The organism is Nocardioides sp. FY1077 (assembly GCF_058681775.1).
This window is the reverse complement of sequence record NZ_JBZWDB010000005.1, coordinates 242,664-268,728: the sequence shown is the minus strand read 5'-3', so window position 1 is coordinate 268,728 and position 26,065 is coordinate 242,664. Positions and strand designations below refer to the sequence as shown.

The window sequence follows — 26,065 nt, the reverse complement described above, 5'->3', positions numbered from 1 at the left end:
GCACCCCCTCGGGCGGCGCCACGAATCACTCCACCGCTCTCCGCGCCCAGGACGCGACCGGCTCGCCCCGCGCGGCCCGCGTCGGCCAGGATGCGGGGGTGCACCCCACGACGATCCCCCACGGTCGCACCGCGCAGCGCCTGGAGTGGCCCTTCCTGCCGCCCGCCCTCCGTCGCACGGTGGAGGGCCGGATCGGCACCGAGGTGGTGCGGGCCGAGAGCCAGGGCGCGGGGTTCACACCGGGATTCGCGTCGGTGCTGCACGGCGCCGACGGCTCGGCGCACTTCGTCAAGGCCGCCTCGGTGAAGGCCCAGCGGATGTTCGCCCAGGCCTACCGCGAGGAGGCCCGGGTGCTGGCCGCCCTGCCGCCCGACGTGCCCGCCCCCCGGCTGCGGTGGCTCCACGACGCCGACGACTGGGTGGTGCTCGGCATCGAGCACGTCGACGGCCGGGCCCCGCACCGGCCGTGGACGCCGGGCGACCTGCAGGCCTCGCTGGACGCGCTGGCCCGCACCGCGGCGGCGCTCACCCCGCCGCCGGCCGCCGCGCGCCTGGCCACCTTCGCCGACGACTTCGCCGCCTTCCCCGCCTACTGGGACAGCCTGCGCCGCAGCCTGCCCCACCTGCGCCACCTCGAGGAGGCCGCGGGGCTCGCGGCCCGCTTCGCCGAGGTCACCGCCGGCTCGACCGCCGTCCACACCGACGTGCGCGACGACAACCTGCTGGTGCGCCCCGACGGCGGCGTCGTGCTCTGCGACTGGAACTGGCCCTGCGTCGGCGCCGCCTGGATCGACTCGCTGCTGCTGCTCGTGGGCCCCCGCGGCGACGGCCTCGACGTCGAGGCCGTGCTGGCCAGCCACCCGACCTTCGCCGGGGTGCCGGCCGAGTCGGTCGACGTCGTGCTGGCGCTGGTGACGGGCTACTTCCTGAAGTCCTCCGGCGACCCCGTGCCGCCCACCTCCCCCCACCTGCGCGAGGCGCAGTGGTGGCAGGGTGATGTCTGCTGGCACTGGCTCAGCGAGCGCCGGGGCTGGGAGTGACCGCGTCCGAGCGGCCCCGGGGGCCGAGGGATTTGGGGCGCTGCCGACGGCGCTGTTAATCTCTCCTGTCGCGTGTCTGGCCGCAGCCTGCGCCGACCGCACCAGGACCCGCACCACCCAGACCCCGCACACGTCGACTCGAAGCGAAGGCACATCAGTGGCGAACATCAAGTCCCAGATCAAGCGCATCAAGCAGAACGAGAAGGCCCACGAGCGCAACAAGGCCGTGAAGACCGGCCTGAAGACCGCCGTGCGCAAGTTCCGCGCCGCCGCGGACGCCGGCGACAAGGAGACCGCTGTGGTCGCCGGTCGTGACGCCGCGAAGATGCTCGACAAGGCCGCCTCGAAGGGCGTCATCCACAAGAACCAGGCCGCGAACCGCAAGTCCGCGATCGCCAAGCAGGCCGCGTCTCTCTGAGCCGTCCCGCACCCGGGCGTCACCCCCACGGGGTGGCGCCCTTCTGCGTTCTCGGGACCGGCACCCGTCGGTCGACCCGGCCAGAGCCGGGGCCAGAGCCGGGGCCGGGTCAGCGCTGCAGGCGCAGACCGGTGATCGTGAGGACGAGACGCTCCAGCGTGTAGGACGCGTCGGTCGCCGCACCCTTGATGTCGGCGTCGGCGCGGGCGACGGCCCGCACCGCGCGGCCCAGGCCGTCGTCGTCCCAGCCGCGCACCTGCTCGCGCAGCGAGCGCAGCTTCCACGGCGGCACGCCGACCTCGCGGGCCAGGTCGGCCTCGCGCAGGCTCCGCGGGGCCGTGCGGTAGCGGGCGAGGCCGCGTGCGCCCGCGGCGAAGGCGGAGGTGACCAGCACCGCGGCGACACCGCCGTCGAGGGCCCAGCGCAGCTCCTCGAGGGCGCCGCGGGCATCACCTGAGAACGCGGCGTCGGCCACGGCGAACGACTTCGCCTCGGCCCGGCCACCGAAGTACTGCTTGACCCGGGGCACCGTCAGCGTCTCGCCGGGGAAGTCCTCGGTGAGCTGGTGGGCCGCGGCGGCCAGCGAGCGCAGGTCCTGCCCCACGGCGGTCACCAGGAAGCTCGCCGCCTCCTGGTCGATGCGCGCGCCGTGGCCGCGCACCTCCGCGGCCACGAAGGAGGGGTACTCCGAGGGGCGCATCTCGGCCGACTTCACCTCGGTGACCCGCGGCAGCTTGCGCAGCTTGGTGAGCACGCCGGAGCCCTTGGGCCCGCCGCCGTGGACCAGCACGAGCGCGACGTCGTCGACCGGCTCGGCGGCGTAGGCCACCAGGCCCGCCACCGACTCCTCCGGCAGGTGCTCCAGGCCGCGAACGACGACGCAGCGGGTGCTGGAGAACAGCGAGGCGGCCGACATCTCCCCCAGGGTGGCCAGGGTGAGGTCGGCGGCCGGGCCGTCGGCGAGCTCGGCCTCCGGGTCGTGGGCGCGCACCGCTGCGCGCACGCTCGCGACGGTGCGCTCGCCGAAGAACTCCTCCTTGCCGGTGACCAGCACGACCCGGCCCAGCACGTCGGCGGCCGAGGGGGACGACGGGGCCGAGGCAGCGGCGGGACGGCGGGACGGGGCGGCGTTCATCGTGGGCGCCAGCCTGCCACACGGCGCGGACAACGCCGCCGGCCGTCGGCACGCCAGTCGCCGGTCCCGTCGGCGGGCACGTCGGCGGGCGCGTCGGCGGTCAGTGCGTGGCGGTGCTGAGCGCGCCGGCGTCGTCGACCACCACCGCGAGGTCGCCCTCGAGGTCGGTGCGCAGCACCTCGGCACCCTGAGCGGCCAGGGCGTCGACCACCCTGACCGACGGGTGGCCGTAGTCGTTGTCGGCCCCCACGGACACCAGGACGGTGGCCGGGGTGAGCGACTCCAGGAAGGCGAGGTCCTGGTGGGAGCTGCCGTGGTGGGGCAGCTTGAGAACGTCGACGTCCAGGCCCGGCACCGAGCGCGCCAGGGCGGCCTGCGCGGGCGGCTCGACGTCGCCGGTGAGCAGCACCCGCACCCCGCGCACCTCCACCAGCAGCACGACGCTGGCGTCGTTGGCGGTGCTCCCGTCGCCGGGCCCGGCCCGCGCCGGCGTCGGGGGCGGCCACAGCACCTGCAGGCGCACGTCGCCGAGGCTGCGGGTGGGGCCGGCGGCCACCGGGGTGACCGGCACGCCGTGCTCGGCGGCGACCGCACCCACCTCGGCCACCCCGCCCGGCGGGTCGAGCAGGGGGGTGGTCTCCACGGCGTCGACCTCCCGCCCGTCGAGCACGCCGGACAGGCCTTCGACGTGGTCGGCGTGGAAGTGGGTGAGCACCACCAGGGGCACCCGTTCGACGTCGAGGTCGTCGAGGCACCCGTCGACGGCGGCGGGGTCGGGGCCGGCGTCGACCACCAGCGCGCTGCCGGGACCGGTGCGCACGGCGATCGCGTCGCCCTGCCCGACGTCGCACGCCGCCACCACCCAGCCGGCGGCGGGCCAGCCGCGGCTCGGCGGGCGCACCAGCACGACCACCACCAGCAGCAGCGCCACGGCCACGCCCGCGACGGGGTGGCGCAGCACCCGTGGCCCGAGCACCGCCAGCACCAGGCAGAGCACCACCAGCAGTGCCAGGGCGAACGGTCCGGTGCCCCAGTCGACCGCGGCGGTGGGGAGGTCGGCGCCCCGCCGGGCGACCACGACGATCCAGGCCACGCACCACCCGGCCCCCGTGCCGGGGACCTCCCCCGCCGCGGGCCACCCGAGGCCCACGAGCCCGCCGGCGAGCCCCAGCACGGTGGCCGGCCCCACCACCGGGGCCACCAGCAGGTTGGCCGCCACCGCCACCACGCTGACCTGGCCCGAGATCGCCGCCACCAGCGGGGTGCACGCCAGCTGGGCGGCCGCGGGCACCGCCACCGCCTCGGCGAGCCAGCGCGGCAGCCAGCGGGCCAGGGCGTCGCGCCAGCGCGGCGCCAGCACCAGGATGCCGGCCGTCGCCAGCACCGACAGCGCGAAGCCGGGGGTGGCCGCCAGCGCCGGCGCCACCAGGAGCAGCACGGTGACGGCCACACCCAGGGCCCGCGCGCCGCGCTGGGTGCCGTTGCTGCCGAGCCCGACGAGACCGACGGCCCCCATCGCCGCGGCGCGCACGACGCTGGGCTCGGTGCGGGCGAGCAGCACGAAGCCGACGATCCCCAGCGCGCCCACGACCACGAGCCAGCGCCCGCGCACGCCGGCCCACCGGGCCAGCACCAGCAGGAACCCGACCACGAGCGTCAGGTTGGTGCCCGACACCGCGAGCAGGTGGGTGAGCCCGGTGGCCCGGAAGTCGTCGGCCAGCCCGGGGTCGAGCCCGGCGTCGTCGCCGACCACCAGGGCCGGCACCAGCACGCGCTCGTGCTCGGGGCGCTGGTCGACCGAGGCCCGCAGCGACGCGCGCACGGCGGCCGCGCCGCGCCACCACACGTCCGGTCCCTGCGCCACCCGCACGTCGCCGGCGCCGACGAGCAGGCCCGCGACCGGCTCGCCCCCGCCCTCGTCGGAGGGGGCGAGCCGGCCGCTGGTGACCACCCGCGCCCCCAGTGGGACATCGGCCCACGCCTGCCCGCCGAGCACGACGACCGGCGCCGACAACCGCCAGGAGCGTCCCCGCCCGGTGACCCCCGTGACGTCGAGGCGCACCACCACCAGGTCCTCGTAGCGCCCCGTGACCGGACGCGGGTCGCTCACCACCGTGCCCTCCAGGCTCACCGCAGCGCCCTCAGCGGCGAGCCGGGCGACGGGGCTGTCGTGCACCTGCACGCCGCGCAGCACGGCCACTGCCAGCACCGCCAGCAGCACGACCAGCAGCGCTGCGGCCAGCGCGGGGTCGACCAGCCGACGGCGGGCGAGCACCACGCCTGTGAGGAGCAGGGAACAGGCGACGGCGAGCGCAGCCACCGGGTCGAGCAGCACGCCGACCAGGGCCCCGGCCCACGCGGCCAGACCGACCAGCCCCATCCGCGCGTCGCGCACCTCAGACCGTGACGAGGGGGGCGAGCTGGGCGAGGGTCGCGTCGCCGATGCCGTCCACCTCGAGCAGCTCCTGCACCGCGGTGAACCCGCCGTGCTCGTCGCGCCAGGCGAGGATGGCCCCGGCGGTGACCGGCCCGACCTGCGGCAGCGTCTCGAGCTCGGCCTGCGTGGCGGCGTTGAGGTCGACCAGCGCGACCGGCGCGCCCGGCACCGCGCCGGGTGTCGACGGCGACGCCAGCGACGGTGGCGCCGCGCCCGCGCCGGGCACCCCGACCAGCACCTGCTCGCCGTCGACCAGCAGCCGGGCGAGGTTGAGCGACGACAGGTCGACCCCGGGTCGCGCGCCGCCGGCGGCCTCGATGGCGTCGACCACCCGCGACCCGGTGTCGAGGACGGCGATGCCGGGACGGCGCACCCGGCCGGCGACGTCGACGGTGACCGTGGAGGCGCTCGCTCCGGCGGCCGCACCCGGGTCCCCCAGCACGCCCGTCGCGGTGGCGCCGCCGGACGACACCGGCTCGCCCAGGCCCTCCGCGCCCTCCCCCGTCGAAGCCGCCGTCGAAGGGGCCGGCGGGGCCCCCGGGGTGGCCAGCGGGGTGGCCAGCGGCTCGTCGCCCGCGGCCTCCAGCGCGACCGGGGTCGCCACCGGCCGGGGGTCGGCCCGCACCACCCACCAGCAGGTCGCGCCGAGGGCAGCGGCCACCAGCAGCGCCAGCACCGCGACGTGACCGGTGGTCAGCCGCACCCGGTCACCGAGGCCCGCGCTGCCCACCCGGCCGCCCACCCCGCCGCCCAGCTCGCCCAGCCGCACGCCGGCGCCGGGGCCCGAGCGCCGCGCGGCGTGCCGCCCCGGGGACGGCACCACCCCCGACCGGTCCACCACGGCGTCCGCGTCGGCCAGGCCGACGACCCGGCCGACGACCTGACCGGCGACCCGGCCGTCGACCGAGGGGTCGCCCGGCTCGACCAGCCGCAGCCGCGGCGGGGCCACGTGGGTGTGCGGGGCCCACCAGGCGTCGTCGGGTGCCGTCGCCCCGCCGACGACACCCGCGTCCGGACCGGCGTCCGGACCGGCACCCGGACCAGCACCCGGACCGGGGGCCGGGGCGCTGAGGTCGGGCGGGACGGCGGGGCGGGCGGCGGCCAGCTCGGCGCCCAGCAGGGCGAGGCGGCGCGCCACCGCCTCCTGGTGCTCGGGGCTCGGGCGTCGAGATCGCATGACCGCGAACCTAGGCAGCCAGGCCGGCGCCGGGTCGGCGGCGACCGCAGCCCTGTGGACCGCCTTCCGGCGCGGGCGCCTGTGGAGGCGGCGTGGGCCTAGCGGGGCGAGACGCAGACCGCGATCATCCCGGGGCCGACGTGGGCGCCGAGCACGGCACCCAGCTCGCCGCACCACAGGTCGCGGCCCTCCAGGGCGTCGGCCAGCCGCTCGGTGAGCTTCTCGGTGAGCTGACCGGCGCGGTCGGGGTTGGCCAGGTGGGCCACCGCGACGTCGACGGGCCCGGCGGCGGCCTCCGCGGCCTGGGCCGCGAGCTCCTCGAGGCGGGCCAGCGCGCGACCGGAGGTGCGCACCCGCTCCAGCGGTTCCACCCGGCCGTCGGCGATCTGCAGCAGCGGCTTGACCGCCAGCGCCCCGCCGAACAGCGCCGCGGCGGTGCCGATGCGGCCGCCCCGGCGCAGGTACTCCAGCGTGTCGACGTAGAACAGCGACGTGGCCCCGGCGCCGCGGCGCCGCGCCACCTTCGCGGCCGCGGCACCGTCGGCTCCCCCGGCCACCGCCTCGGCGGCGGCGAGCGCGGCGTACCCGGTGCCGGGGCCCACCTGCCGGGCGTCGACCACGTGCACCGGCACCGAGGCGTCGCGCGCAGCGAGCTGGGCCGACTCGTGGGTGCCGCTCATCTGCGCCGACAGGTGCACCGAGACGACCTCGGTGGCGCCGTCGCGCGCGGCCTGCTCGTAGACCTCGCGGAGCACCGCCGGCGAGGGCCGCGACGTGGACACCGGGGTCCAGGCCCGCAGCGCCTCCGCCACCAGCGCAGGGGTCGCCCCGCCCTCGCCCTCGTCGTGCACCTCCGCACCGACGACCACCTGCAGCGGCACCACGACGATCCCGTGGGCCGCCGCCACGTCGGGCGGCAGGCTCGCGGTGGAGTCGGTGACGACGCGGACGTCGGGAGCGGCCACGGGACCCGTCCTCAGACGACCACGTTGACGAGCTTGGGCGCCCGCACGACGACCTTGCGCACCGGCCGGTCGCCGATCGCGCGCACGACGTCGGGGTCGGCCATGGCCAGCGCCTCCAGGTCGGCCTCCGCGACGTCCGGGGCGACCTCGAGGCGGGCACGCACCTTGCCCTGCACCTGCACGACCGCGGTCACGGTGTCCTCGACCAGCAGCGCGGGGTCGGCCGCGGGCCAGGTGACCTGGGCGACGGTGGCCGGGTGGCCCAGCCGCTCCCACATCTCCTCCGCGACGTACGGCGTCACCATCGACAGCAGCACCGCGACGGTCTCGGTGGCCTCGCGCACGGCGGGGTCGGCCGGGCCGCAGCCGGAGTCGACGGCCTTGCGGGTGGCGTTGACCAGCTCCATGACCCGGGCCACCATCACGTTGAACCGGTGCGACTCCACCAGCTCGGCGGCGTCGTGACGGGTGCGGTGGGTGACCCGGCGCAGCGCGACGTCGCCCCCGGCGGGGTCGACGTCCGGGGCGGAGGTCACGTCGCCGCTGAGGCGCCAGGCGCGCTGCAGGAACTTCTGCGAGCCCGACGGCGACACGTCGGCCCAGTCGATGTTGTCCTCCGGCGGGCTCGCGAAGACCAGCGTCAGGCGCACCGCGTCGACACCGAAGCGGTCGAGCTGGTCGCCCAGGTCCACGCCGTTGCCCAGCGACTTGCTCATCTTGCGGCCCTCGTTGACGACCACGCCCTGACCCAGCAGTGCCTGGAACGGCTCGACGAAGTCGAGCATGCCCATGTCGTGGAGCACCTTGGTGAAGAAGCGGGCGTAGAGCAGGTGCAGGACGGCGTGCTCGAGGCCGCCGACGTACTGGTCGACCGCGCCCCACTCGCGCACCTTCTCGGGGTCGAACGGGCCCTCGGTGTAGCCGGGCGAGGTGAACCGCAGGAAGTACCAGGAGGAGTCGACGAAGGTGTCCATCGTGTCGCTGTCGCGGCGCGCGGGCCCGCCGCACGACGGGCACGCCACCTCCACCCACTCGCTCGCCGCGGCCAGCGGCGAGACGCCCTTGGGCTTGAGGTCGGCGCCCCGCAGCTCGGGCAGCACCACCGGCAGCTGGTCGTCGGGCACCGGCACCTCGCCGCACGCGGCGCAGTGGATGATCGGGATCGGGCAGCCCCAGAAGCGCTGGCGGCTCAGCAGCCAGTCGCGCAGGCGGTAGTTGACGGTGCCGGTGCCGGTGCCGCGCTGCTCCAGCAGCTCGATGACGCGGCTGATGCCGGCGGCCTTGTCGGCCAGGCCGTCGAGCTCGCCGGAGGAGACGTAGGTGCCGTCGCCGGTGGTGGCCACGCCGCTCTCGGCGGGGTCGGGCTCGCCGGTGTCGACCACGCGGCGCACCGGCAGGTCGAAGGCGCGGGCGAAGTCGAGGTCGCGCTGGTCGTGGGCCGGCACGGCCATGATGGCGCCGGTGCCGTAGTCGGCCAGCACGTAGTCCGAGGCCCACACCGGCAGCTGCTCGCCGGTCAGCGGGTTGGTGGCGGTGACCCCCAGGTCGACCCCGGTCTTCGGGCGGTCGGTGGCCAGGCGCTCGATGTCGGAGGCGCGGCGCACCTGCTCCAGGTAGGCGTCGTACGCCGGGCGCTGCGCGTCGCTGACCAGCTCGGCGGCGAGGTCGGCGTCGGCGGCGACCACCATGAAGGTGGCGCCGTGCAGCGTGTCGGGGCGCGTCGTGTAGACGGTGACCGGCTCGGCGCGCCCGGCGACCGCGAAGTCGACGTGGGCGCCCTCGGAGCGACCGATCCAGTTGCGCTGCGCGGTGACCACGCGGTTGGGCCAGCGCGCCGCGACGGTGTCGAGGTCGTCGAGCAGGCGCTCGGCGTAGTCGGTGATCTTGAAGTACCACTGGGTCAGGTCGCGCTTGGTGACCACCGCGCCGCAACGCTCGCACGCCCCGTCGACGACCTGCTCGTTGGCCAGCACCGTCTGGTCGTGGGGGCACCAGTTGACCGGGCTCTTCTTGCGGTAGGCCAGGCCCCGCTCGTGCAGCCGCAGGAACAGCCACTGGGTCCAGCGGTAGTACTCGGGGTCGGAGGTGTGCAGCCGCCGCGACCAGTCGAAGGCCAGCCCGTAGCGGCGCATCGAGGCGGCCTGCGTCTCGATGTTGGCGTAGGTGTAGGTGGCGGGGTGCTCGTCGTTGCGGATCGCGGCGTTCTCCGCCGGCAGCCCGAAGGAGTCCCAGCCCATCGGGTCGAGCACCTCGTAGCCGCGCAGGCGCCAGTAGCGCGCGATCACGTCGTGCAGCGCGAACACCTCGGCGTGGCCCATGTGCAGGTCGCCGGAGGGGTAGGGGAACATCGTCAGCGCGTAGCGCTTCTCGCGCGGGGAGTCGTCGTCGGCGACGAACGGGGCGAGCTCCTCCCAGACGCGCTGCCACTTCTCCTCGGTGGCCACGACGTCGTAGCTCGTGGCGTCCTGCTCGGGGGTGGTCGGTCGCTGGCTCATCGGGTCTCTCTCACGTCTCGTGCACGGATGGCGGAGCGGCTGTCGAGGGCATGAAAAAACCCCTCGGGTCGAGGGGCGGCCGCGTCGAGGGGTGGTCGTCGACGCGGCTAGGCAAGCAGCAGGCTCCGGCGCATGCCGTCATGATAGCGCCCCGGCCGGGTCGGCCGCTCGGGCCCGGCAGGCGTCGGTGCCCGTCGGCACCGGCCGGCACACCGGTCGGCGTCGGCGTCAGGGCGCCAGCATCAGCGGCAGCAGCGCCCGCACCTGCGGGGCCACCTCGTCGAGCGCGGTCGCGCTGCCACCGAGGTGGGCCAGCAGCGTGGCCTGGAAGAGCCCGTCGAGCACGGCGTACGCCGTCGGCGCGGCCAGGACGACCGGTCGCCCCGCGAGCTCGGCGTAGCGGGTGACGACGCGCCACACCATGTCCTGCAGCGTGGTGTCGATCAGGGTGACGGCCTCGCGCAGCGGCTCCTCGAACATGCTCTGGGTGCGCAGGTCGTACCAGAGCCGGTGCATCGGCGCCTCGTCGCGCAGGGTCTCCACCAACCGGGCGGCGAACGCGTCGAGGAGCTCGTCGGCGGTGGTCGAGGTGGCCACGACGTCGTCGTAGCGGGTGACGCAGCGGGACTTGTAGCTGCGCACGGAGTAGACGATCAGCTCGAGCTTGTCGCGGAAGTAGTAGTGCACGACGCCGTGGCTGTAGGGCGAGCGCTGCGCCACCACCCGCAGGCTGGCGCGGGCGTAGCCGACCTCGCCGAGCGTGCGCAGGGCCGCGTCGGCGAGCTCCTCGCGCCGCGCGTCGTGCTTCTGCGCCGCGGTGAGGACGCCGGCGTGCCCGGCGTCGGCCGGGGGCGCGTCGGTGGTGGCCACGTCGCCTCCTCCCGGGCCCGCTGCTGGACCGATCGACCCACCCTACGCCGGGTCGCCCCTACGATCGGGCGCATGACGGTCGACGACATGTTCAGGCTGGACGGCAAGGTGGCGATCGTGACGGGCGCCTCGAGCGGGCTGGGGGTGGCCTTCGCGCAGGCCCTGGCCGAGGCCGGCGCCGACGTCGTGCTCGGCGCGCGCCGCGCCGACCGGCTCGAGGAGACCGCGGCCCTGGTGCGGGCCACCGGACGCCGGGCGCTGGCGGTGGCCACCGACGTGAGCGACCCGCAGTCGTGCACCGACCTGGTCGCCCGGGCCGGCGAGGAGCTCGGCCGCGTCGACGTGCTGGTCAACAACGCCGGCATCGGCACCGCCGTGCCGGCCACCCGGGAGACCCCCGAGCAGTTCCGCGAGGTCGTCGACGTCAACCTCCACGGCTGTTACTGGATGGCGCAGGCCTGCGGTCGGGTGATGCCGCCCGGCTCGAGCATCGTCAACATCTCCTCGGTCCTGGGCCTGACCACCGCCGGGCTCCCCCAGGCGGCGTACGCCGCGTCGAAGGCCGGCCTGATCGGGCTGACCCGCGACCTCGCGCAGCAGTGGACCGGCCGCAAGGGCATTCGGGTCAACGCGCTGGCGCCGGGGTTCTTCGCCTCGGAGATGACCGAGCAGTACCCCGAGGGCTACCTCGAGTCGATGCAGGCGCGGGTGCCGGCGGGGCGCACCGGCGACCCCGCCGAGCTCGCCGCGACGCTGGTGTGGCTGGTCTCCCCCGCCGGCGGCTACGTCACCGGCCAGACCATCGCCGTCGACGGCGGCATGACCATCACCTGAGCTCGGTGCCACCGGACCGTGAGACGCCGGGAGGCGGCACCCCGTCGGGGTGCCGCCTCCCAGGTCGTGCGGGCGGTGCGGGTGGTGCGGCTCAGGCGCGCCGGAAGGCGACCACGACCGAGGGACGCGGGAAGTCGTTCGTGTGGGGCCAGGTGCTGACCTGCTGCTCGAACGTGGCGGAGTCGCTCTCACCCGGGTGCTGCACGGCGAAGAACAGCGACCGGTTGCCGTCGGCGACCAGGGGGCCGCAGGCCTCGGCCGCCCGGGGCACCGTGACGAACTGCTCCACCTTGCCGCGCTCCGGGCCGGACGTCGGCACGCGGAAGATGCCGTCGTTGGAGCCCAGGACGTTGCCGTCGGTCGAGACCCACAGCGACCCGTCGTCGGAGAACGCCACGTTGTCGGGGCAGCTGATCGGGCTGACCTGGGACTTGTCGAAGCCGGCGAAGTAGGTCTCCTGCGCCGCGGGGTCGCCGCAGACCAGCATCAGGTCCCAGGTGAAGGTGCGCCCGGCGTGGTCGCCCTTGTCGGGGGTCATCTCCAGCACGTAGCCGTTGCGGTTGCCCGACGCCGGGGTCAGCGGGGCACCCAGCGACGACCGCACCATGGAGGAGCCGATCGGGTTGGCCTCGTCGGTGGGCTGGGCCGTGCCGCGCCCGGAGTTGTTGGTCAGCGCGGCGTAGACCTTGCCGTTGACCAGGTTGGGCTCGACGTCCTCGGGGCGGTCCATCCGGGTCGGGGTGACCTTGTCGGAGGCCAGCCGGGTGAACAGGAGCACCTCGGCGACCGACATGCCCTCGACGAACGACTCGGTGTCGGAGCACAGCGGGATCCACTCGCCGGTGCCGTCGTACTCCCCATCCTCGGTGCCGTCGCCGACGAGGCGGGCGACGTACAGGGTGCCCTCGGTGAGCAGCGCCATGTTGTGGCGGCGCGCGGCGGGCGTGCCGGCGTCGTCGAACTGCTGCGCGGAGACGAACTTGTACAGGTAGTCGCCGCGCTCGTCGTCGCCCATGTAGGCCACCGCGCGGCCGTTCTTCGCGATGACGACGTTGGCGCCCTCGTGCTTGAAGCGGCCGAGCATCGTGTGCTTGCGGGGGGCGGACTTCGGCGCGAACGGGTCGACCTCGACGATCCAGCCGAAGCGGTGGGGCTCGTGGGGCTCGGTGGTGAGGTCGAAGCGGGGGTCGACCTCGCTCCAGCCGCGGCCCGAGCCGCTGATGCCGTAGCGCGCGTACTGCGCGGTGTAGCGGGAGTCGAGGGCACCGGAGCGGTCGAAGTACTGGTTGAAGTTCTCCTCGCCGGAGAGCACCGTGCCCCAGGGGGTCGTGCCGCCGGCGCAGTTGTTCAGGGTGCCGAGCGCGCGGGTGCCGGTGGGGTCGGCGGTGGTGCGCATGCGCTCGTCGCCGGCGGCGGGGCCGTCGATGACGAACTCGGTGTCGATGTGCAGGCGGCGGTTGTACGGCGCCTTCGCGAGGTTGACGACCTGCTTCCAGTCGCCGACGGTGCGGGCCCGCTCGATGTGCACCACCGACATGCCGTGGTTGGCCATCGCGATGGCCTTGATCTCGAGGTCGGTGTAGGTGTCGGCCGGGAACATGATGTTCTCGTCGGTGTACTCGTGGTTGACCACGAGCAGCGCCTCGCGGAAGCCGCGGGCGCTGGGGTCGTAGCTCTTCTTGACCCGGCCGCCCCGGCCCGTGACCAGCGGCAGCACGCCGACGTAGTCGCAGTTGTAGCCGAACTGCTTCTTGGCGGCCTCGGGGGTCTGCTCGTAGGCGTCGAAGCGCGGGGCGCCGGGCTCGACGCGGTCGCCCCACCCGATGACGACGGAGTGGTCGAAGCCGCGGGGCACCGTGACGGCGTCGCGCTTGTTGGGGGCGACCGGCGCGAACGCGGCGCGGGCCAGGTCGCCGCTGAGGGCGGCGCGGGCCGCACCCGACGGGGCGGCGGCGGCGGCGGGGGCGGCCACGGCGCCGGCGGCGAGCCCGCCGAGCACCATCACGCCGCCGGTGGTCGCGGCGCCCTTGAGCACCGAGCGCCGGGCGACGGCCTTCACGATCTCGTCCTGCACGTGGCCGTGGCCGGTCTGGTTGGGCTCGGGGTGGTCGCAGGCCAGGCCGCAGCGGAAGAAGCAGGTGGCGTAGCTGCGCGAGCCGTGGCGGGTGCCCTGCGGGACCGGCACGAGCTGGAGGCTGGTGCGGCCGTCGGCGGTGGTCGGCCGGGACGTGGGGGCAGTCGTCATCGCGGTGGGTCTCCCTGATCGATCGGTGTGGTCGCCGCGCGGTACGCGCCTCGACGGGCGCACCCTAGGAAGCCGAGGTGGTGTCCCCGGCGGCGCACAGGTGGGCAGCCGGTGACCGCTGGGTGAACGGCGCGGGGTCGGCGCGGGATCGGCGCGGGGTCGGCGCGGGATCGGCGCAGGACCGTCGCGGGGCTCAGCGGCCGCGCGGGGGCCGGCCGGTCCACCGCCGGTGGGCGTGGGTGAGCGCGGCGGCCTCGGCGTACCCCAGGCGGCGGGCCACCTCGGCCACCGGCAGGCCCGTGGCGAGCAGCTCGGCGGCCATCGGGGCCCGCACCTCGTCGAGCAGCGCACGGTAGCTCGTGCCGGCCCCGGCGAGGCGGCGGCGCAGCGTGCGCTCGCTCAGGCCGAGGTCGGCGGCCACCTCGGGCATCGGGGCGCCCGTGCCGAGCTTCTGGGCGATCAGCACCCGCACGTCCTGGGCCGGTCCGCTGCGCTCGCGACGCCGGGCCACCACGTCGTGGCACACCTGCTCGGCGAGCACCGCGGCGCGGGGGTCGCGCCGCGGCAGCGGCCGGGCGAGCTGGTCGAGGTCCACCTCGAGGCGGGCCACGTCGGCGCCGAGGGACAGCCGGGCGCCGAGCCCGCCCGGCACGAGCGAGGCCAGCAGCGTGTCGATGGCGGTCGCGTCGCGGGCCACCAGGAACGACCGCACGTCGCCGGGCAGCGCGCGGCCGTCGAGGGTGGCCACGACCCGGCCGCTCTCGACCACCGTCGAGGGGATGACGAAGGCGTGGCTGAGGTCGAGGTAGCGCAGGCCCACCTGCACCGCGTCGAGCACGGTGCGGCTGGTGAGCATCGCGTAGCCCAGCACGCCGAACGTCGAGGCCTCGTACGTCGCGCCCACCGCGGCGCCCGCGTCGGGGAACCGGCGCCGCAGCGTGCGCACCACCCGCAGCTCCTGCGCCGCGGTCACCACGGCCCCGCGCACCCCGAGGTCGTCGGCGCGCAGCCCGGTGCCGGCCAGCGCCTGGGCCGCGCCGACGCCGTGCGCGACGGCGTAGCGCACCAGCAGGGCCACCCCCGCTGCGGCCCGGGGGAAGTCGGCGTCGACCGCCCCGGGCGGCTCCAGGTTGTCCGGAATCATCAGGTCGATCATCGCCGACGCCTCCCGGTCGCGCACGCGCCGTCCTAGGTTCGCGGCGTGGACACCCCCCGTGACGCAGACGCCGAGACCAGCACCGACCCCGCGGCCGCTCCCCCGGCGGCGCCCGGAGCCACCCCGCGCGGCCCCCGCGTGGTCGTGGTGGGCGCGGGCTTCGGCGGCCTGGGCGTGGTGCGCGCCCTGCGCGAGCAGGGCGTCACCGACGTCACGGTGCTCGAGCGCGCCGACGGGGTCGGCGGCGTGTGGCGCGACAACACCTACCCCAACGCCGCCTGCGACGTGCCGTCGCCGCTGTACTCGTGGTCGTGGGCGGTGAAGACCGACTGGCGGCGCCGCTACGGCACCCAGCCGGAGATCCTCGACTACCTGCGCGGTACCGCCGCGCGCGAGGGCCTGCTCGACGTCGTGGAGACCGGGCGCACCGTCACGGGGCTGGCGTGGTCCGACGACGACCACCGCTGGCGGGTGAGCACCGCCGAGGGCCCGACGTACGACGCCGACCTGGTCGTGGTGGCCACCGGCCAGCTCTCCGAGCCGGTGGTGCCGCGGCTGCCGGGCGTGGAGGACTTCGCCGGCCCGGCCTTCCACTCCGCACGCTGGCGCCACGACGTCGACCTCACCGGCAAGCGGGTGGCGGTGGTCGGCACCGGCGCCAGCGCCATCCAGCTCGTGCCCGGCATCGTCGACCGCGTCGGCGCCCTGACGGTCTTCCAGCGCTCCGCGCCGTACGTCGTGCCGAAGCCCGACCAGGCGTGGGGCGAGCGCCACCACCGGGTGTTCGGCCGGGTGCCGGGGCTGATGGGGGTCGAGCGCCGGGCCTGGTTCCGGCTCACCGAGCTGCTCAACGGCAGCCTGTCGGAGGAGTCGCCGGCCGGACCCGTGGTCATGCGGGGCCTGCGGGCGCTGTGGCGGCTCACCCTGCGCGCGCAGGTGCGCGACCCCCGGCTGCGGGCGCGGCTGGTGCCGGACTACCCGCTGGGCTGCAAGCGCCTGCTCTTCAGCAACGCGTGGTACCCCGCGCTCACCCGCGACCACGTCGAGGTGGTCGACGAGGCCGTCACGGGGGTCGAGCCCACCGGTGTCCGCACCGCCGACGGGCGCCTGCACGAGGCCGACGTCGTGGTGTGGGGCACCGGCTTCGCGGCCACCCGCTTCCTCGACGGCGTGGAGGTCACCGGGGTCGAGGGACGGCGCCTCCACGACGAGTGGAGCGACGGCGCGCGGGCCCACCTCGGTCTGGGCGTGCCCGGCTACCCCAACCTGTTCTGCGTGTACGGCCCCAACACCAACCTCGGCGGCAGCTCGATCATCGCGATGCTCGAGTCGCAGGCCGGCTGGATCGCGCAGGTCGCCCGCGGCATCGCCGAGGGCAGGGCCCGCAGCGTCGCACCCCGCCCGGAGGCCTACGCCGGTTTCGACGCCGAGATGCAGTCGCGCCTGGCCGACTCGGTGTGGTCGGGCTGCGCGAGCTGGTACGCCGAGGGCGGGCGGATCAGCACCAACTGGCCCGGCCGGGTCAGGGAGTACCAGCAGCGCACCGCCCGCGTCGACTGGGACGAGCTGGAGACGGTCTCGTGACCGGGCCGACGGGAACGACGGGGGCCACCGGGCCGACCGGGGACGCGGCGTACCCGCCCGAGCCGTGGCACCTCGCCGGCACCGGCCTGGTCGGGCTGTGGCGGGTGCCGGTCGCGGACCTGCCGCCGCTGCCCCGCGGGGCGCGTCCCCTGGCGGCCCGCGGCACGGCCCTGGCGCTCACCGCGTTCGTCGACTACGACGCGCGGGGACTGATGGGCTACCGCGAGCTGCTGGCCGGGGTCGTCGTGGGCCACCGCCGGCGCCCCGGCCTGTCGATCACCCACATCTGGGTCGACAGCCCCGCCTCGCGCGCCGGGGGCCGCGCCCTGTGGGGCATCCCCAAGGAGCTGGCCGACCTGTCGGGGCTCGACGCCCCTGCGGGCCCTGCCGCCGAGGTCGACGGCCGGCCGGTGGCCTCTGCGACGTCGACCCCCCGCCGGCTGCCGTCCGTACGGCTGCCGGTGCCGCTGACGGGCTCGGTGGTGCAGACCCGCGGCGGTGCGACCCTGGCCAGCCCGGTGCGCACCCGCGGCCGGGTGCGGCCTGCCGCCGCCCGCTGGGACGTCGCCGCCGACGGCCCGCTGGCCTGGCTCGGCGGGGCCGACCCGGTGACGTCGTTGGCGGTGGAGGACTTCGCGATGCGCTTCGGTCGCTGACCGACCCGGGAAGACGTACGCCGACGGCCCCGCCACCTGCGCCCGAGGGCGGTGAGTGGCGGGGCCGTGGGTCGAGCCCGTGCGGGAGCGCTCGGCTCAGGAGCGGTGGATCGAGCGCGGCAGGCTGCGGTTGGCGACGCGGTTCTCGGCGTCGATCATCCAGGCGAGCTGCTCGAGGCGCTCGATGACGGTGTGCAGGATGTCGGCCGTGGTCGGGTCCTCGGCGTCCACCTCGTCGTGGATGCGGCGCGCGGTGCCGGTGGTGGCGTAGATCGCGGCGGTGATCAGGTCGACGGTCTGCGCGGCGTCGACCTCGTCGGCCGGGAACTCCGGCAGGCTCGTCTGCGCCGCGACGGTGCGGGCGCGCCCGTCGGGGGTGACGTAGACGGCGCGCATGCGCTCGGCGATGGTGTCGCTGAACGCGCGGGCGGCGTCGACGACCTCGTCGAGGGCGAGGTGGAGGTCGCGGAAGTTCAGGCCGACGACGTTCCAGTGCGCCTGCTTGCCCTGCAGGTGGAGGTCGATCAGGTCGACGCTCATCTGCTGCAGGTGGGCGGCCAGCTGCTCGGAGGCGGTGAAGGGCGGGCGGGCCACGTGGGTGGTCCGGGTGTCCAGGATGTCGGTCATGGGGAGCTCCTCTCGCTCGGTACGCCTACTCAAGCAGGTTCTCTGGAACGGTTCCAGAAAGGTGAGGCTGACCTAACGGACCGGCTCAACCGTCGAGGGGCCGCTCCGGCTGGGCCCGCAGCGACGTGCGCGGCGCCTGCGGCAGCTGACGGCCCAGCTCGCCACCGACCCGCCCGTAGTGCGGCCGCCCGTGGTCGGCGTGCTCCTCGCGGGTGTAGGCCAGGTGGTGGCCGCCGACGTCGAGACGGGTGCCGGTGCGCAGGACGCTGCGCTCGACCAGGGCGCCGTGCACCCGCACCGCCCCGTCGAGGGCCACCACGACGTACTCGTCGTCGTCGTCGTGGTCGATGCGCGCGTGCCGGGCCTCGAGCCCGACCAGCACCACGTCGCAGGAGGGGTCGGAGCCCAGGGTCACGCCGTCGCCGAGCCAGTAGATGGGCTGGCGCTCGCCGGCCCACACCGCCTCGCGCACCAGCACCAGCCGGGCCGCACCCCCGCGTCCGGGGTCGTGGGTGGTGGTGACCCGGGCGCGGCGGCGCCGGGCGAACGTCGGCACCAGCGGCCACAGCGTCGTCGGCGGCAGCAGCGAGCCGCTGGGCAGCACGCTGGGTGCGCGGCGGGCCCGCGCCCGGGCCGAGGTGAGGGCGCCGCGCACGCTGCCGAGGCGGATGCGGCGCGAGCCGGTGGCCCGCCGCTGCCACCACGGCGCCGACACCGCGCCCAGGCAGACCAGCAGCCGCCCGTCGTGCACGACCCGCACGACGACGCCCCGGGCGGCCAGCTCCTCGGCGAAGGTGCGCACGGCGGCGACGTCGCCGGAGCCGGCGAAGGCGGCCGGGTCGCTGACCTCCATCGTCAGGCGGCTGTCGACGCCGCGCACGTGCACCGTGACGGGCTCGACGTCGTCCTGCTCGATGCGCACGCGCAGGTCGGCCGCCACCCGGACGGCCACGGGTCAGCCCCGCCCGTCGCTGCCGGGGCCGACCTGGGAGTCGGTCGTGGTGATGGTGAGCGTGCCGTCGATCTTCCAGGTCGCGCGCGGGGCGTTGGAGCCGGTGTCGCGCGGCACCTCCACCGCCATGTCCTCGAAGCGGTAGTGGATGGCGGCCTGCCGGCCGGTGAGGAAGTCCCACATCCGTCGGCCGAGGTCGGTCCAGTCGACGACCTCGCCCTCCTCGCCACCCAGCGACTGGCTGCTGACCCGGCCGTGCCCTGCTGTGCTCATCTGGTCCTCCGGCGCTCAGACCTCAACAGGTTGTCGAGGTATTGCTCGACAGGATGGTCCGATCTGCGCAGGGCCGACAAGCGATCGGGCCGGACGACCACCCGGAAGGGGGAGAACGACGAACGGGGCGGCCCCTGGTGGGACCGCCCCGTTCGGTGTGCGGGTGGAGCTGAGGGGACTCGAACCCCTGACCCTCTGCATGCCATGCAGATGCGCTACCAGCTGCGCCACAGCCCCGCCTCGCCGGCCGGATCACTCCGTGCTGGCGACCTGCGGAACAGTAGCAACACGTCGTCGTCGATGTGAAATCAGGGTGTCGTGCCGGGGTCGACCGACGCCGCACCCACCCGCTGACCTGCAGCGACGCGGTTGTACGCCGCCAGCCGCAGGGGGGCCGACGGCCCGGCCCGGTCGAGCTCCACCCACCCGCAGTTGTCGAGGCCGTGCAGGGCGGCCCGCCCCTGCTCGGGCCAGCCGAGCAGGGCCGGCACGGCGTCGCGCACGGCCGCGCCGTGGGAGACCGCGATCGCCACCTGGCCGTCGGCCACGGAGTCGAGCAGGTCGCCGAGGGCGGCGCACATCCGCTTCGTCACGGTCTCGGCGTCCTCGCCGCCCGGCACCACGTCGAAGTCGCCGGTCCGGAACACCGCGAACTCCTCGGGGGCCACCGCGGCGTACTCCTCGTGGGCCAGGCCCTGGCGCTCGGCGAGGAAGTACTCCCGCAACCGGGGGTCGGGCTGCGCCTCGAGCCCGGTGGCGGCCTCCAGGTACGCCGCCGTGCGTCGGGCCCGCAGCAGGTCGGAGCACCACAGCGCAGCCGGCTCCAGCGCGGCCAGCACCGGGGCGACGGCGGCGGCCTGGTCGTGGCCGACGTCGTCGATGTCGACGTCGAGCTGGCCCTGCACCCGGCGGGCGGCGTTCCAAGCGGTACGTCCGTGGCGCAGCAGCACCAGGCGCCGGGGGGCGCCGCTCACCGCTGCGGAGAGGTGACGTCCGCGGGCAGCGCGATCACGGGGCAGTCGCGCCACAGCCGCTCGAGGGCGTAGAACTCCCGCTCCTCCTCGTGCTGCACGTGGACGACGACCTCGCCGTAGTCGATGAGCACCCAGCGGCCGTCCCGCTCGCCCTCGCGGCGCACCGGCTTGGCGCCGATCTCGCGCAGGCCGTCCTCGACGGCGTCCACGATGGCCTTGACCTGGCGGTCGTTGGTGGCCGAGGCGATGACGAAGGCGTCGGTGATGGCGAGCTGCTCGCTGACGTCGAAGGCGACGATCTTCTGGGCGAGCTTGTCGGAGGCCGCGCGGGCGGCGGCGTGCACGAGCTCGAGGGCGTGGTCGGTGGCGGTCATGGGGCTCCGGACAGGTCGGCTGCGGGTGGGACGGACGGGTGCTGGTCGTGCTGGCCGTGCTGGTCGTGCTGGTCGTGCGGTGCTGCGGTGGTGACGGGCCGTGCGGGGTGGTCCACCGTGCGGTGGTCCGTCTGCTGGGGGTAGAGGTCGTGCTTGGCGAGGTACTGCACGACGCCGTCGGGCACCAGGTACCAGACCGGCTCGCCGCGGCGCTTGCGCTCGCGGCAGTCGCTGGAGGAGATGGCCAGGGCGGGGATCTCCACCATGGTCACCCGGTCGGCCGGGATGGCAGCCAGCGTCTGCTCGTCCATCTCGTAGCCCGGGCGGGTGCAGCCGACGAACTGCGCGAGGGCGAACAGCTCCTCGGCGTGGCGCCAGGTGAAGATGTCGGCCAGCGCGTCGGCGCCGGTGATGAAGTAGAGGTCGGCCTCCGGACGGGCGGCGCGCAGGTCGCGCAGCGTGTCGATCGTGTACGTCGGCCCCGACCGGTCGATGTCGACGCGGCTCACCGTGAAGCGGGGGTTGGCGGCAGTGGCGATGACCGTCATCAGGTAGCGGTCCTCGGCCGGGGAGACCCGCCGGTCGGACTTCTGCCACGGGTCGCCGGTCGGCACGAAGACGACCTCGTCGAGGTCGAACCACGCCTGCACCTCGGAGGCCGCCACGAGGTGGCCGTGGTGGATCGGGTCGAACGTGCCGCCCATGACGCCGACGCGACGGCGCCTGCCCGGGCGGGAGGTCATGGGTGGGCCTGCACGCGGGTCAGCTGTGCTCGCGCCCGTTGCCGAAGGCGGCCAGGGCGTAGGCCAGGCCGAGCAGGATGGCCAGGGTCAGCACACCGATGCCCCACGACAGGAGGTGGTTGACCTCGTGCTCCTCCTCGGAGGCGACGAGGACCAGGTTCTGCACGAGCTGCGCGGCGGTCATGACCGACAGCCTACCGGGCGGGACCGGGCTCAGCGCACGTGGCCGTCACCGGTCACGACGTACTTGGTGGAGGTCATCTCGGCCAGCCCCATCGGTCCGCGCGCGTGCAGCTTCTGCGTGCTGATCCCGATCTCGGCACCGAAGCCGAGCTCGGCGCCGTCGGTGAAGCGGGTGGAGGCGTTGACCATCACCACCGCGGAGTCGACGGCCGCGGTGAACCGGCGCGCCGCCCGCTGGTCCTCGGTCACGATGGCCTCGGTGTGGCCGCTGGACCAGCGCCGCACGTGGGCGACCGCCTCCTCCACGGAGGCCACCACGGCCGCGGAGACGTCGAGGGAGAGGTACTCGGCGGCGAAGTCGTCGTCGGTGGCGGCGACCACCCCGTCGAGCGCGGCCACCACGGGGTCGCCGTGCACGGTGACCCCGGCCTCCTGCAGGGCGGTGACGACCCGCGGCAGGAAGGTGTCGACCAGGTCGGCGTGCACGAGCAGCGACTCGGCGGCGTTGCAGACGCTGGTGCGCTGCGTCTTGGCGTTCAGCACGATGGCCAGCGCCTTGTCGAGGTCGGCGGCGGCGTCGACGTAGACGTGGCAGTTGCCGACGCCGGTCTCGATCACCGGCACGGTGGAGCCCTCCACGACCGAGGCGATCAGGCCCGCTCCCCCGCGCGGGACCAGCACGTCGACGTGGCCGCGGGCACGCATCAGCGCCGTCACGGCGTCGCGGCCCTCGCCGGGCACCAGCTGCACGACGTCGGGGTGCAGCCCGACGTCGGCGGTGGCCACGGCGTCGCGCAGCACCGCGACCAGCGCGGCGTTGGTCGCCCGCGCGCTCGAGCTGCCGCGCAGCAGCACGGCATTGCCCGACTTCAGGCAGATCCCCGCGGCGTCGACGGTCACGTTCGGCCGCGCCTCGTAGACCATCGCGACCACCCCGAACGGCACCCGCAGCTGTCGCAGCTCGAGGCCGTTGGCCAGCGTGCTGCCCCGCACCACCTCACCGACCGGGTCGGGCAGCCCCGCGACGTCGCGCAGCCCCTGGGCCGCGGCGGCGAGCCGGTCGTGGTCGAGTCGCAGCCGGTCGACGACGTGCGGCGCCGTGCCGCCGGCCTCGGCGCGCGCCACGTCGTCGGCGTTGGCGGCCAGCACCTCCTCGGCCCGCTCGTGCAGCCCGCGCGCCATCGCCTCCAGCACCTCGTCCTTGGCCGCGCGGGTGGCCAGCGCCAGCGCGTGGCTCGCCGTGCGCGCCCGCACCGCGGCCGCGACGACGTCCTGCTCGGTGGTGGTGCTGCCCTGGCTGCTGCTGCCCGCCGTGCTCATGCGGCCCGAGGGTAGTGGCGGGTCAGCCGGCCTGGCCGACGGCGTCCACGGGACGCCCGAGCAGCGGCTGCACCAGGCGGCGGATCGCCGGCGACGGCGGCAGGCCCAGCTCGTCGGCCAGCAGGCGGCGGTAGCCCTGGTACTGGCGCAGCGCCTCGGCGTGGTTGCCCTCGGCCAGGTGCACCTCGATGACGCGGCGGTGGGCGCTCTCGCGCAGCGGCTCGGAGCGCACGGCGGTCAGCGCGGCGGTGAGCGCGTCGTGGAACCGGCCCCGCTCGCACAGCGTGACGGCGCTGCGCTCGAGGGCGTGCAGGCGGCGCTGGCGGTGTCCCTCCCGCTCCACCTCCAGCCAGTCGTCGTCGACCTCCGGCAGCACGTCGAGGGCGAGCAGGCCCAGGTCGGCGAGCACGTCGGAGGCGGGCGGCTCCTCGGCGCACAGCAGCGCGGCGAGGTGCTCGGCCTCCCAGAGGTCGACCTGCACCTCGGGCGAGAGGCGCACGGTGGTGGAGTCGCCGACCACGAGGGTGCGGGCACGCGGACGGGGCAGGCGCCACAGCACCGAGCGCAGGCTGGACGCCGCACGCCCCGGGGCCGCCTCGGGCCAGAGCCGCTCGGCCAGCCCGGCACGACGTACCGGCTCACCGCGGTGGGCGACGACGAGATGGGTGAGCAGGCGCTGGGCGGGCTGCGAGACCCGCACCTCCTCGCCGGCGAAGGTGAGCCGGAACTCCCCCAGCAGGCACACCCGAGGTCGCAGTGGTACGGCGTGCTCCATGGTTCCCTCCCGCCCCGGACCCGAGCGAACCCGGGGACCTCCTCAGGTGCCCCGTGCCACCTCGGCTCATGCCCGCCCAAGAGGGCTCTTTTCCGCTCGCGCCGCACGCGTCGGGGGTGCCCCGGTGGCGCGGCGGTGACGCCCCGGTGACGGCCCGGGGACGCCCCCGTCGCCGGGCCCGTCACGGGGGGCGTCACGGGGTGCGGCACGGGCGGTGCCACGCCGCGCACCACCACGCGGGACACGTCGCCGAGCACCCCCCGTCGTACGCGCCGGCACACCGCCGGGCACACCGCTGGGCACACCGCTGGGCACACGCGACGCCGCACGGCCCGGACACGGGGGCCCGGCACGGTGGTGGTCATCGGGAGCGACCGCCGCTCCTGCAGACGGAAGGCCCCACGATGTTCCGACACATGAGCGAGCTCCAGAACGAGGTCAAGCCCGACCGCCCCGACGCCCTCCTCGCTGCCAAGGTGCAGGAGCTGGTCGGTGGCCAGTTCGGCGAGATGACCGTGATGATGCAGTACCTGTGGCAGGGCTGGAACTGCCGCATCCCCGGCAAGTACAAGGACATGATCCTCGACATCGGCACCGAGGAGATCAGCCACGTCGAGATGCTCGTGACGCTGATGGCCCGCCTGCTCGAGGGCGCCCCCTCGGAGACCCAGGCCGACGCCGCCGCCGCCAACCCGGCGCTCGCCGCCGTCCTCGGTGGCCAGAACGTGCAACACGCCATCGTCGCCGGTGGCGCGGCCATGCCGACCAACAGCCAGGGCGTGCCGTGGAACGGCGGCTACATCGCGGCCAGCGGCAACCTGCTCGCCGACTTCCGCAGCAACGTCGCCGCCGAGGCCCAGAGCCGGCTGCAGACCGCCCGGATCTACCAGATGACCGACGACCCGGGCGTCAAGGCCACCCTCAAGTTCAACCTCGGGCGCGACACGTTCCACCAGCAGCAGTGGCTGCTCGGCATCGAGCAGCTCATCGAGGACGGCTACACCGACGGCATCGAGGACTCGCTGAAGGAGGAGGAGGACGCCGACGCCGCGCGCACCTACTACAGCTTCCACGAGAACAGCACCGCCTCCGAGGGCCGCTGGGCCCAGGGCACCACGCTCGTCGGCGGCCAGGAGATCCGCTACGAGCAGGGTCGTCCGCTCTCCGACGACATCAACGACGTGCCGGCCCCCGACCCGCTGCTCTTCGCCACCTACGACGGCAGCAAGGGCCCGGGCAAGCCCGGCACCGCCGGCGGCGCCTACCTCCAGGGCGCGGAGAACCTCCTGCACAAGGCCAAGGAGGCCATCACCCCGAACGACTGAGCCGCCCGGCTCACCGGCACCACCTGAGCCACCCGGCTCACCCGTCACCACCCCGTCGCCGCCCGTCACCGCCCCGCCACCCCGTCAGGAGAAGACCGTGCTCGAGCTCGTGGTCCGTCCCCTGGCCGACGCCTTCATGGAGGTCGGCGTCTTCGTCGCCCTCCTGGTGGCACCGTTCGGGTGGGCGCGGCACCGTTGGGGCCACCGCCTCGACGCGGCCCTGGAGCGCCACCGGCGCCTCGGGCCGCTCGTCGCGGCGCTCCTCACGGTGCCGCCGGGGTGCGGCGGCGCGATCGTGGTGATGGCGCTGTACTCCCGCGGCGCGGTGTCCTACGGCGCCGCCATCGCTGCCCTCGTGGCCACGATGGGCGACGCCACCTGGGTGCTGCTGGCCGCCGACCCCCTGCTGACGCTGCAGCTGAAGGTGCTGCTGGTCGGCACGGGGGCGGCGGCCGGGTACGCCGTGGACGCCCTCGGCATCGCCCCGCGCCGCCGGGCCGACCGGGCCGGTTCCGACGCCGCCGGCGCACGGCGGGGCGCCGACCGGCGCCGGCCCGTCGCCGCAGCGGTGGGGTCCACCGGCGGGTCGCTGCCCGCCACTCTCCTCCCGGTGCTGCTGCGCACCCCCGACGTCCCGGACGTCCCCGGCACCTCCCAGGTCCCCGACGCCGGCGTCCCGGCGTCCGCGCTGCCGTTTCCCCGGCTGCACGACCTCGGGGTGCTGCCCGCCGTGCTGTGGCTGGCGCTGGCCACCGGCGCCGTGCTCAGCCTGCCCGTGACGTTCCAGCTGCTCGACCCGGCCGCCCTCGGCCACGCGCTGCTCGGCGGCGTCGACCCCTACCTCGCGATCGGCGCGACCGGCACCACGCTGGCCGTGGTCGCGTTCGTCGCCGGCGGCTGCTCGCTGGCCGACGACGACACCAGCAGCGCCCACCCCACCTCGATGACGCAGGTGCTGCGCCACGGCGGCCACGAGGTCGCCTTCATCACCACCTGGGTGGCCGTGGCCTACCTCGCGTGGTCGCTGACCACCCACCTCACCGGCTTCGACGGCTCACAGCTGCCCGTCCTCGGCGTCACCGGCGTCGTCGTGGGCGCCCTGGTGGGCCTCATCCCCGGATGCGCGGTGCAGATCGTCTTCGCCGGTCTCTTCGTCGCCGGTGGCATGCCGCTGCCGACGCTGGTGGCCAACACCATCAGCCAGGACGGCGACGCGCTGATCCCCCTGTTCGCCCTCGAGCACCGCTCGGCGCTGCTGGCCACCCTGCTCACCACCGTGCCGGCCCTGCTGGTCGGGCTCGCCCTGCTCCTGCTCACCTGACCGCGCTCCCGAAGGAGACCCCGATGCACCTGCAGCTCCCCGACCGACTCCAGCTCACCCTCGCGCTGGTGCTGGCCCTGACCGGCACCCCGTGGGGCATCGCCGCCGGCGCCGTCGTGCTGGCCCACCTCGCTGCACGGCTGCGCCACTCCCGTCGCGCAGCGGTGCCCGCCGGGACGTCGGTCC

Annotated in this window: 24 protein-coding genes and 1 tRNA gene; 7 read left to right on the top strand and 18 right to left on the bottom strand. The window is 75.4% G+C overall.

From position 1 onward, the window contains the following. Nucleotides 1–98: 98 nt before the first annotated feature. Nucleotides 99–1,040, top strand: a complete 942-nt coding sequence (locus AC4OR8_RS18370; RefSeq protein ID WP_492167053.1) for a phosphotransferase family protein — start codon at nucleotides 99–101, stop codon at nucleotides 1,038–1,040. A gap of 157 nt (nucleotides 1,041–1,197) precedes the next feature. Further along, nucleotides 1,198–1,458, top strand: a complete 261-nt coding sequence (gene rpsT / locus AC4OR8_RS18365; protein ID WP_492167052.1) for a 30S ribosomal protein S20 — start codon at nucleotides 1,198–1,200, stop codon at nucleotides 1,456–1,458. A 109-nt stretch (nucleotides 1,459–1,567) separates the two neighbouring features. Here the strand turns inward: rpsT and holA are convergent, their stop codons facing one another. The 6 genes from holA to AC4OR8_RS18335 form a co-directional block, all read right to left on the bottom strand. Beyond that, nucleotides 1,568–2,593, bottom strand: a complete 1,026-nt coding sequence (gene holA / locus AC4OR8_RS18360) for a DNA polymerase III subunit delta (RefSeq protein ID WP_492167051.1) — start codon at nucleotides 2,591–2,593, stop codon at nucleotides 1,568–1,570. Nucleotides 2,594–2,693: 100 nt separating this feature from the next. Beyond that, nucleotides 2,694–4,988: a ComEC/Rec2 family competence protein gene (locus tag AC4OR8_RS18355; protein ID WP_492167050.1), complete on the bottom strand. Its 2,295-nt coding sequence runs from the start codon at nucleotides 4,986–4,988 to the stop codon at nucleotides 2,694–2,696. A 1-nt stretch (nucleotide 4,989) separates the two neighbouring features. Beyond that, complete coding sequence (locus tag AC4OR8_RS18350; RefSeq protein WP_492167049.1) at nucleotides 4,990–6,207, bottom strand: helix-hairpin-helix domain-containing protein; 1,218 nt, start codon at nucleotides 6,205–6,207, stop codon at nucleotides 4,990–4,992. Nucleotides 6,208–6,305: 98 nt separating this feature from the next. Then, nucleotides 6,306–7,172: a DegV family protein gene (locus tag AC4OR8_RS18345; RefSeq protein ID WP_492167048.1), complete on the bottom strand. Its 867-nt coding sequence runs from the start codon at nucleotides 7,170–7,172 to the stop codon at nucleotides 6,306–6,308. Nucleotides 7,173–7,183: 11 nt separating this feature from the next. Next, nucleotides 7,184–9,667 (bottom strand): leucine--tRNA ligase, encoded by a 2,484-nt coding sequence (gene leuS / locus AC4OR8_RS18340; protein ID WP_492167047.1) that lies wholly within the window; start codon nucleotides 9,665–9,667, stop codon nucleotides 7,184–7,186. 228 nt (nucleotides 9,668–9,895) lie between these two features. After that, nucleotides 9,896–10,537: a TetR/AcrR family transcriptional regulator gene (locus AC4OR8_RS18335; protein ID WP_492167046.1), complete on the bottom strand. Its 642-nt coding sequence runs from the start codon at nucleotides 10,535–10,537 to the stop codon at nucleotides 9,896–9,898. Between the two features lie 72 nt (nucleotides 10,538–10,609). Between AC4OR8_RS18335 and AC4OR8_RS18330 the strand changes: the two genes are divergently transcribed. Further along, entirely contained in the window at nucleotides 10,610–11,371 is a 762-nt protein-coding gene (locus tag AC4OR8_RS18330; RefSeq protein ID WP_492167045.1) for an SDR family NAD(P)-dependent oxidoreductase, read from the top strand. 91 nt (nucleotides 11,372–11,462) lie between these two features. Here the strand turns inward: AC4OR8_RS18330 and AC4OR8_RS18325 are convergent, their stop codons facing one another. Both AC4OR8_RS18325 and AC4OR8_RS18320 read right to left on the bottom strand, forming a co-directional pair. Further along, nucleotides 11,463–13,616 carry a PhoX family protein gene (locus AC4OR8_RS18325; protein WP_492167044.1) on the bottom strand — a complete coding sequence of 718 codons (2,154 nt, stop codon included), beginning with the start codon at nucleotides 13,614–13,616 and terminating at the stop codon, nucleotides 11,463–11,465. 193 nt (nucleotides 13,617–13,809) lie between these two features. Then, nucleotides 13,810–14,796: a helix-turn-helix transcriptional regulator gene (locus AC4OR8_RS18320; protein ID WP_492167043.1), complete on the bottom strand. Its 987-nt coding sequence runs from the start codon at nucleotides 14,794–14,796 to the stop codon at nucleotides 13,810–13,812. A 21-nt stretch (nucleotides 14,797–14,817) separates the two neighbouring features. Here AC4OR8_RS18320 and AC4OR8_RS18315 point away from each other — a divergent pair, with 21 nt between their 5' ends. Both AC4OR8_RS18315 and AC4OR8_RS18310 read left to right on the top strand, forming a co-directional pair. Continuing rightward, a complete protein-coding gene (locus AC4OR8_RS18315; protein ID WP_492167042.1) occupies nucleotides 14,818–16,356 on the top strand; it encodes a flavin-containing monooxygenase in 1,539 nt (512 codons plus the stop codon). Next, entirely contained in the window at nucleotides 16,353–17,012 is a 660-nt protein-coding gene (locus tag AC4OR8_RS18310; protein WP_492167041.1) for an acetoacetate decarboxylase family protein, read from the top strand. Before AC4OR8_RS18315 ends, AC4OR8_RS18310 begins: the two co-directional genes overlap by 4 nt. A 96-nt stretch (nucleotides 17,013–17,108) precedes the next feature. Here AC4OR8_RS18310 and AC4OR8_RS18305 read toward each other — a convergent pair whose 3' ends face one another. The 10 genes from AC4OR8_RS18305 to AC4OR8_RS18260 form a co-directional block, all read right to left on the bottom strand. Beyond that, the gene (locus tag AC4OR8_RS18305) at nucleotides 17,109–17,639 is read right to left on the bottom strand and encodes a Dps family protein (RefSeq protein WP_492167040.1); all 531 of its coding nucleotides are present in this window, start codon (nucleotides 17,637–17,639) and stop codon (nucleotides 17,109–17,111) included. 85 nt (nucleotides 17,640–17,724) lie between these two features. Further along, nucleotides 17,725–18,591, bottom strand: coding sequence for an FHA domain-containing protein (locus tag AC4OR8_RS18300; protein WP_492167039.1), 867 nt, complete (start codon nucleotides 18,589–18,591; stop codon nucleotides 17,725–17,727). Nucleotides 18,592–18,594: 3 nt separating this feature from the next. Then, nucleotides 18,595–18,864 carry a hypothetical protein gene (locus AC4OR8_RS18295; RefSeq protein WP_492167038.1) on the bottom strand — a complete coding sequence of 90 codons (270 nt, stop codon included), beginning with the start codon at nucleotides 18,862–18,864 and terminating at the stop codon, nucleotides 18,595–18,597. Between the two features lie 164 nt (nucleotides 18,865–19,028). After that, a tRNA-Ala gene (locus tag AC4OR8_RS18290) sits at nucleotides 19,029–19,101 on the bottom strand. A gap of 71 nt (nucleotides 19,102–19,172) precedes the next feature. Then, on the bottom strand, nucleotides 19,173–19,838 hold the full coding sequence (locus AC4OR8_RS18285; protein ID WP_492167037.1) for a histidine phosphatase family protein: 666 nt from the start codon (nucleotides 19,836–19,838) through the stop codon (nucleotides 19,173–19,175). After that, nucleotides 19,835–20,212, bottom strand: a complete 378-nt coding sequence (gene rsfS, locus AC4OR8_RS18280; RefSeq protein WP_492167036.1) for a ribosome silencing factor — start codon at nucleotides 20,210–20,212, stop codon at nucleotides 19,835–19,837. The genes AC4OR8_RS18285 and rsfS overlap by 4 nt, the downstream gene beginning before the upstream one ends. Next, on the bottom strand, nucleotides 20,209–20,955 hold the full coding sequence (gene nadD / locus AC4OR8_RS18275; protein ID WP_492167035.1) for a nicotinate-nucleotide adenylyltransferase: 747 nt from the start codon (nucleotides 20,953–20,955) through the stop codon (nucleotides 20,209–20,211). The genes rsfS and nadD overlap by 4 nt, the downstream gene beginning before the upstream one ends. A gap of 19 nt (nucleotides 20,956–20,974) precedes the next feature. Next, a complete protein-coding gene (locus AC4OR8_RS18270) occupies nucleotides 20,975–21,139 on the bottom strand; it encodes a hypothetical protein (RefSeq protein ID WP_492167034.1) in 165 nt (54 codons plus the stop codon). A gap of 29 nt (nucleotides 21,140–21,168) precedes the next feature. Then, entirely contained in the window at nucleotides 21,169–22,458 is a 1,290-nt protein-coding gene (locus AC4OR8_RS18265; protein ID WP_492167033.1) for a glutamate-5-semialdehyde dehydrogenase, read from the bottom strand. Between the two features lie 22 nt (nucleotides 22,459–22,480). Beyond that, nucleotides 22,481–23,233, bottom strand: a complete 753-nt coding sequence (locus tag AC4OR8_RS18260; RefSeq protein WP_492167032.1) for an AfsR/SARP family transcriptional regulator — start codon at nucleotides 23,231–23,233, stop codon at nucleotides 22,481–22,483. 416 nt (nucleotides 23,234–23,649) lie between these two features. On the opposite strand from AC4OR8_RS18260, the gene AC4OR8_RS18255 reads away from it, so the two are divergent. Continuing rightward, nucleotides 23,650–24,558 (top strand): manganese catalase, encoded by a 909-nt coding sequence (locus tag AC4OR8_RS18255; RefSeq protein WP_492167031.1) that lies wholly within the window; start codon nucleotides 23,650–23,652, stop codon nucleotides 24,556–24,558. Nucleotides 24,559–24,655: 97 nt separating this feature from the next. Then, entirely contained in the window at nucleotides 24,656–25,879 is a 1,224-nt protein-coding gene (locus AC4OR8_RS18250) for a putative manganese transporter (protein WP_492167030.1), read from the top strand. Nucleotides 25,880–26,065 lie beyond the last annotated feature (186 nt).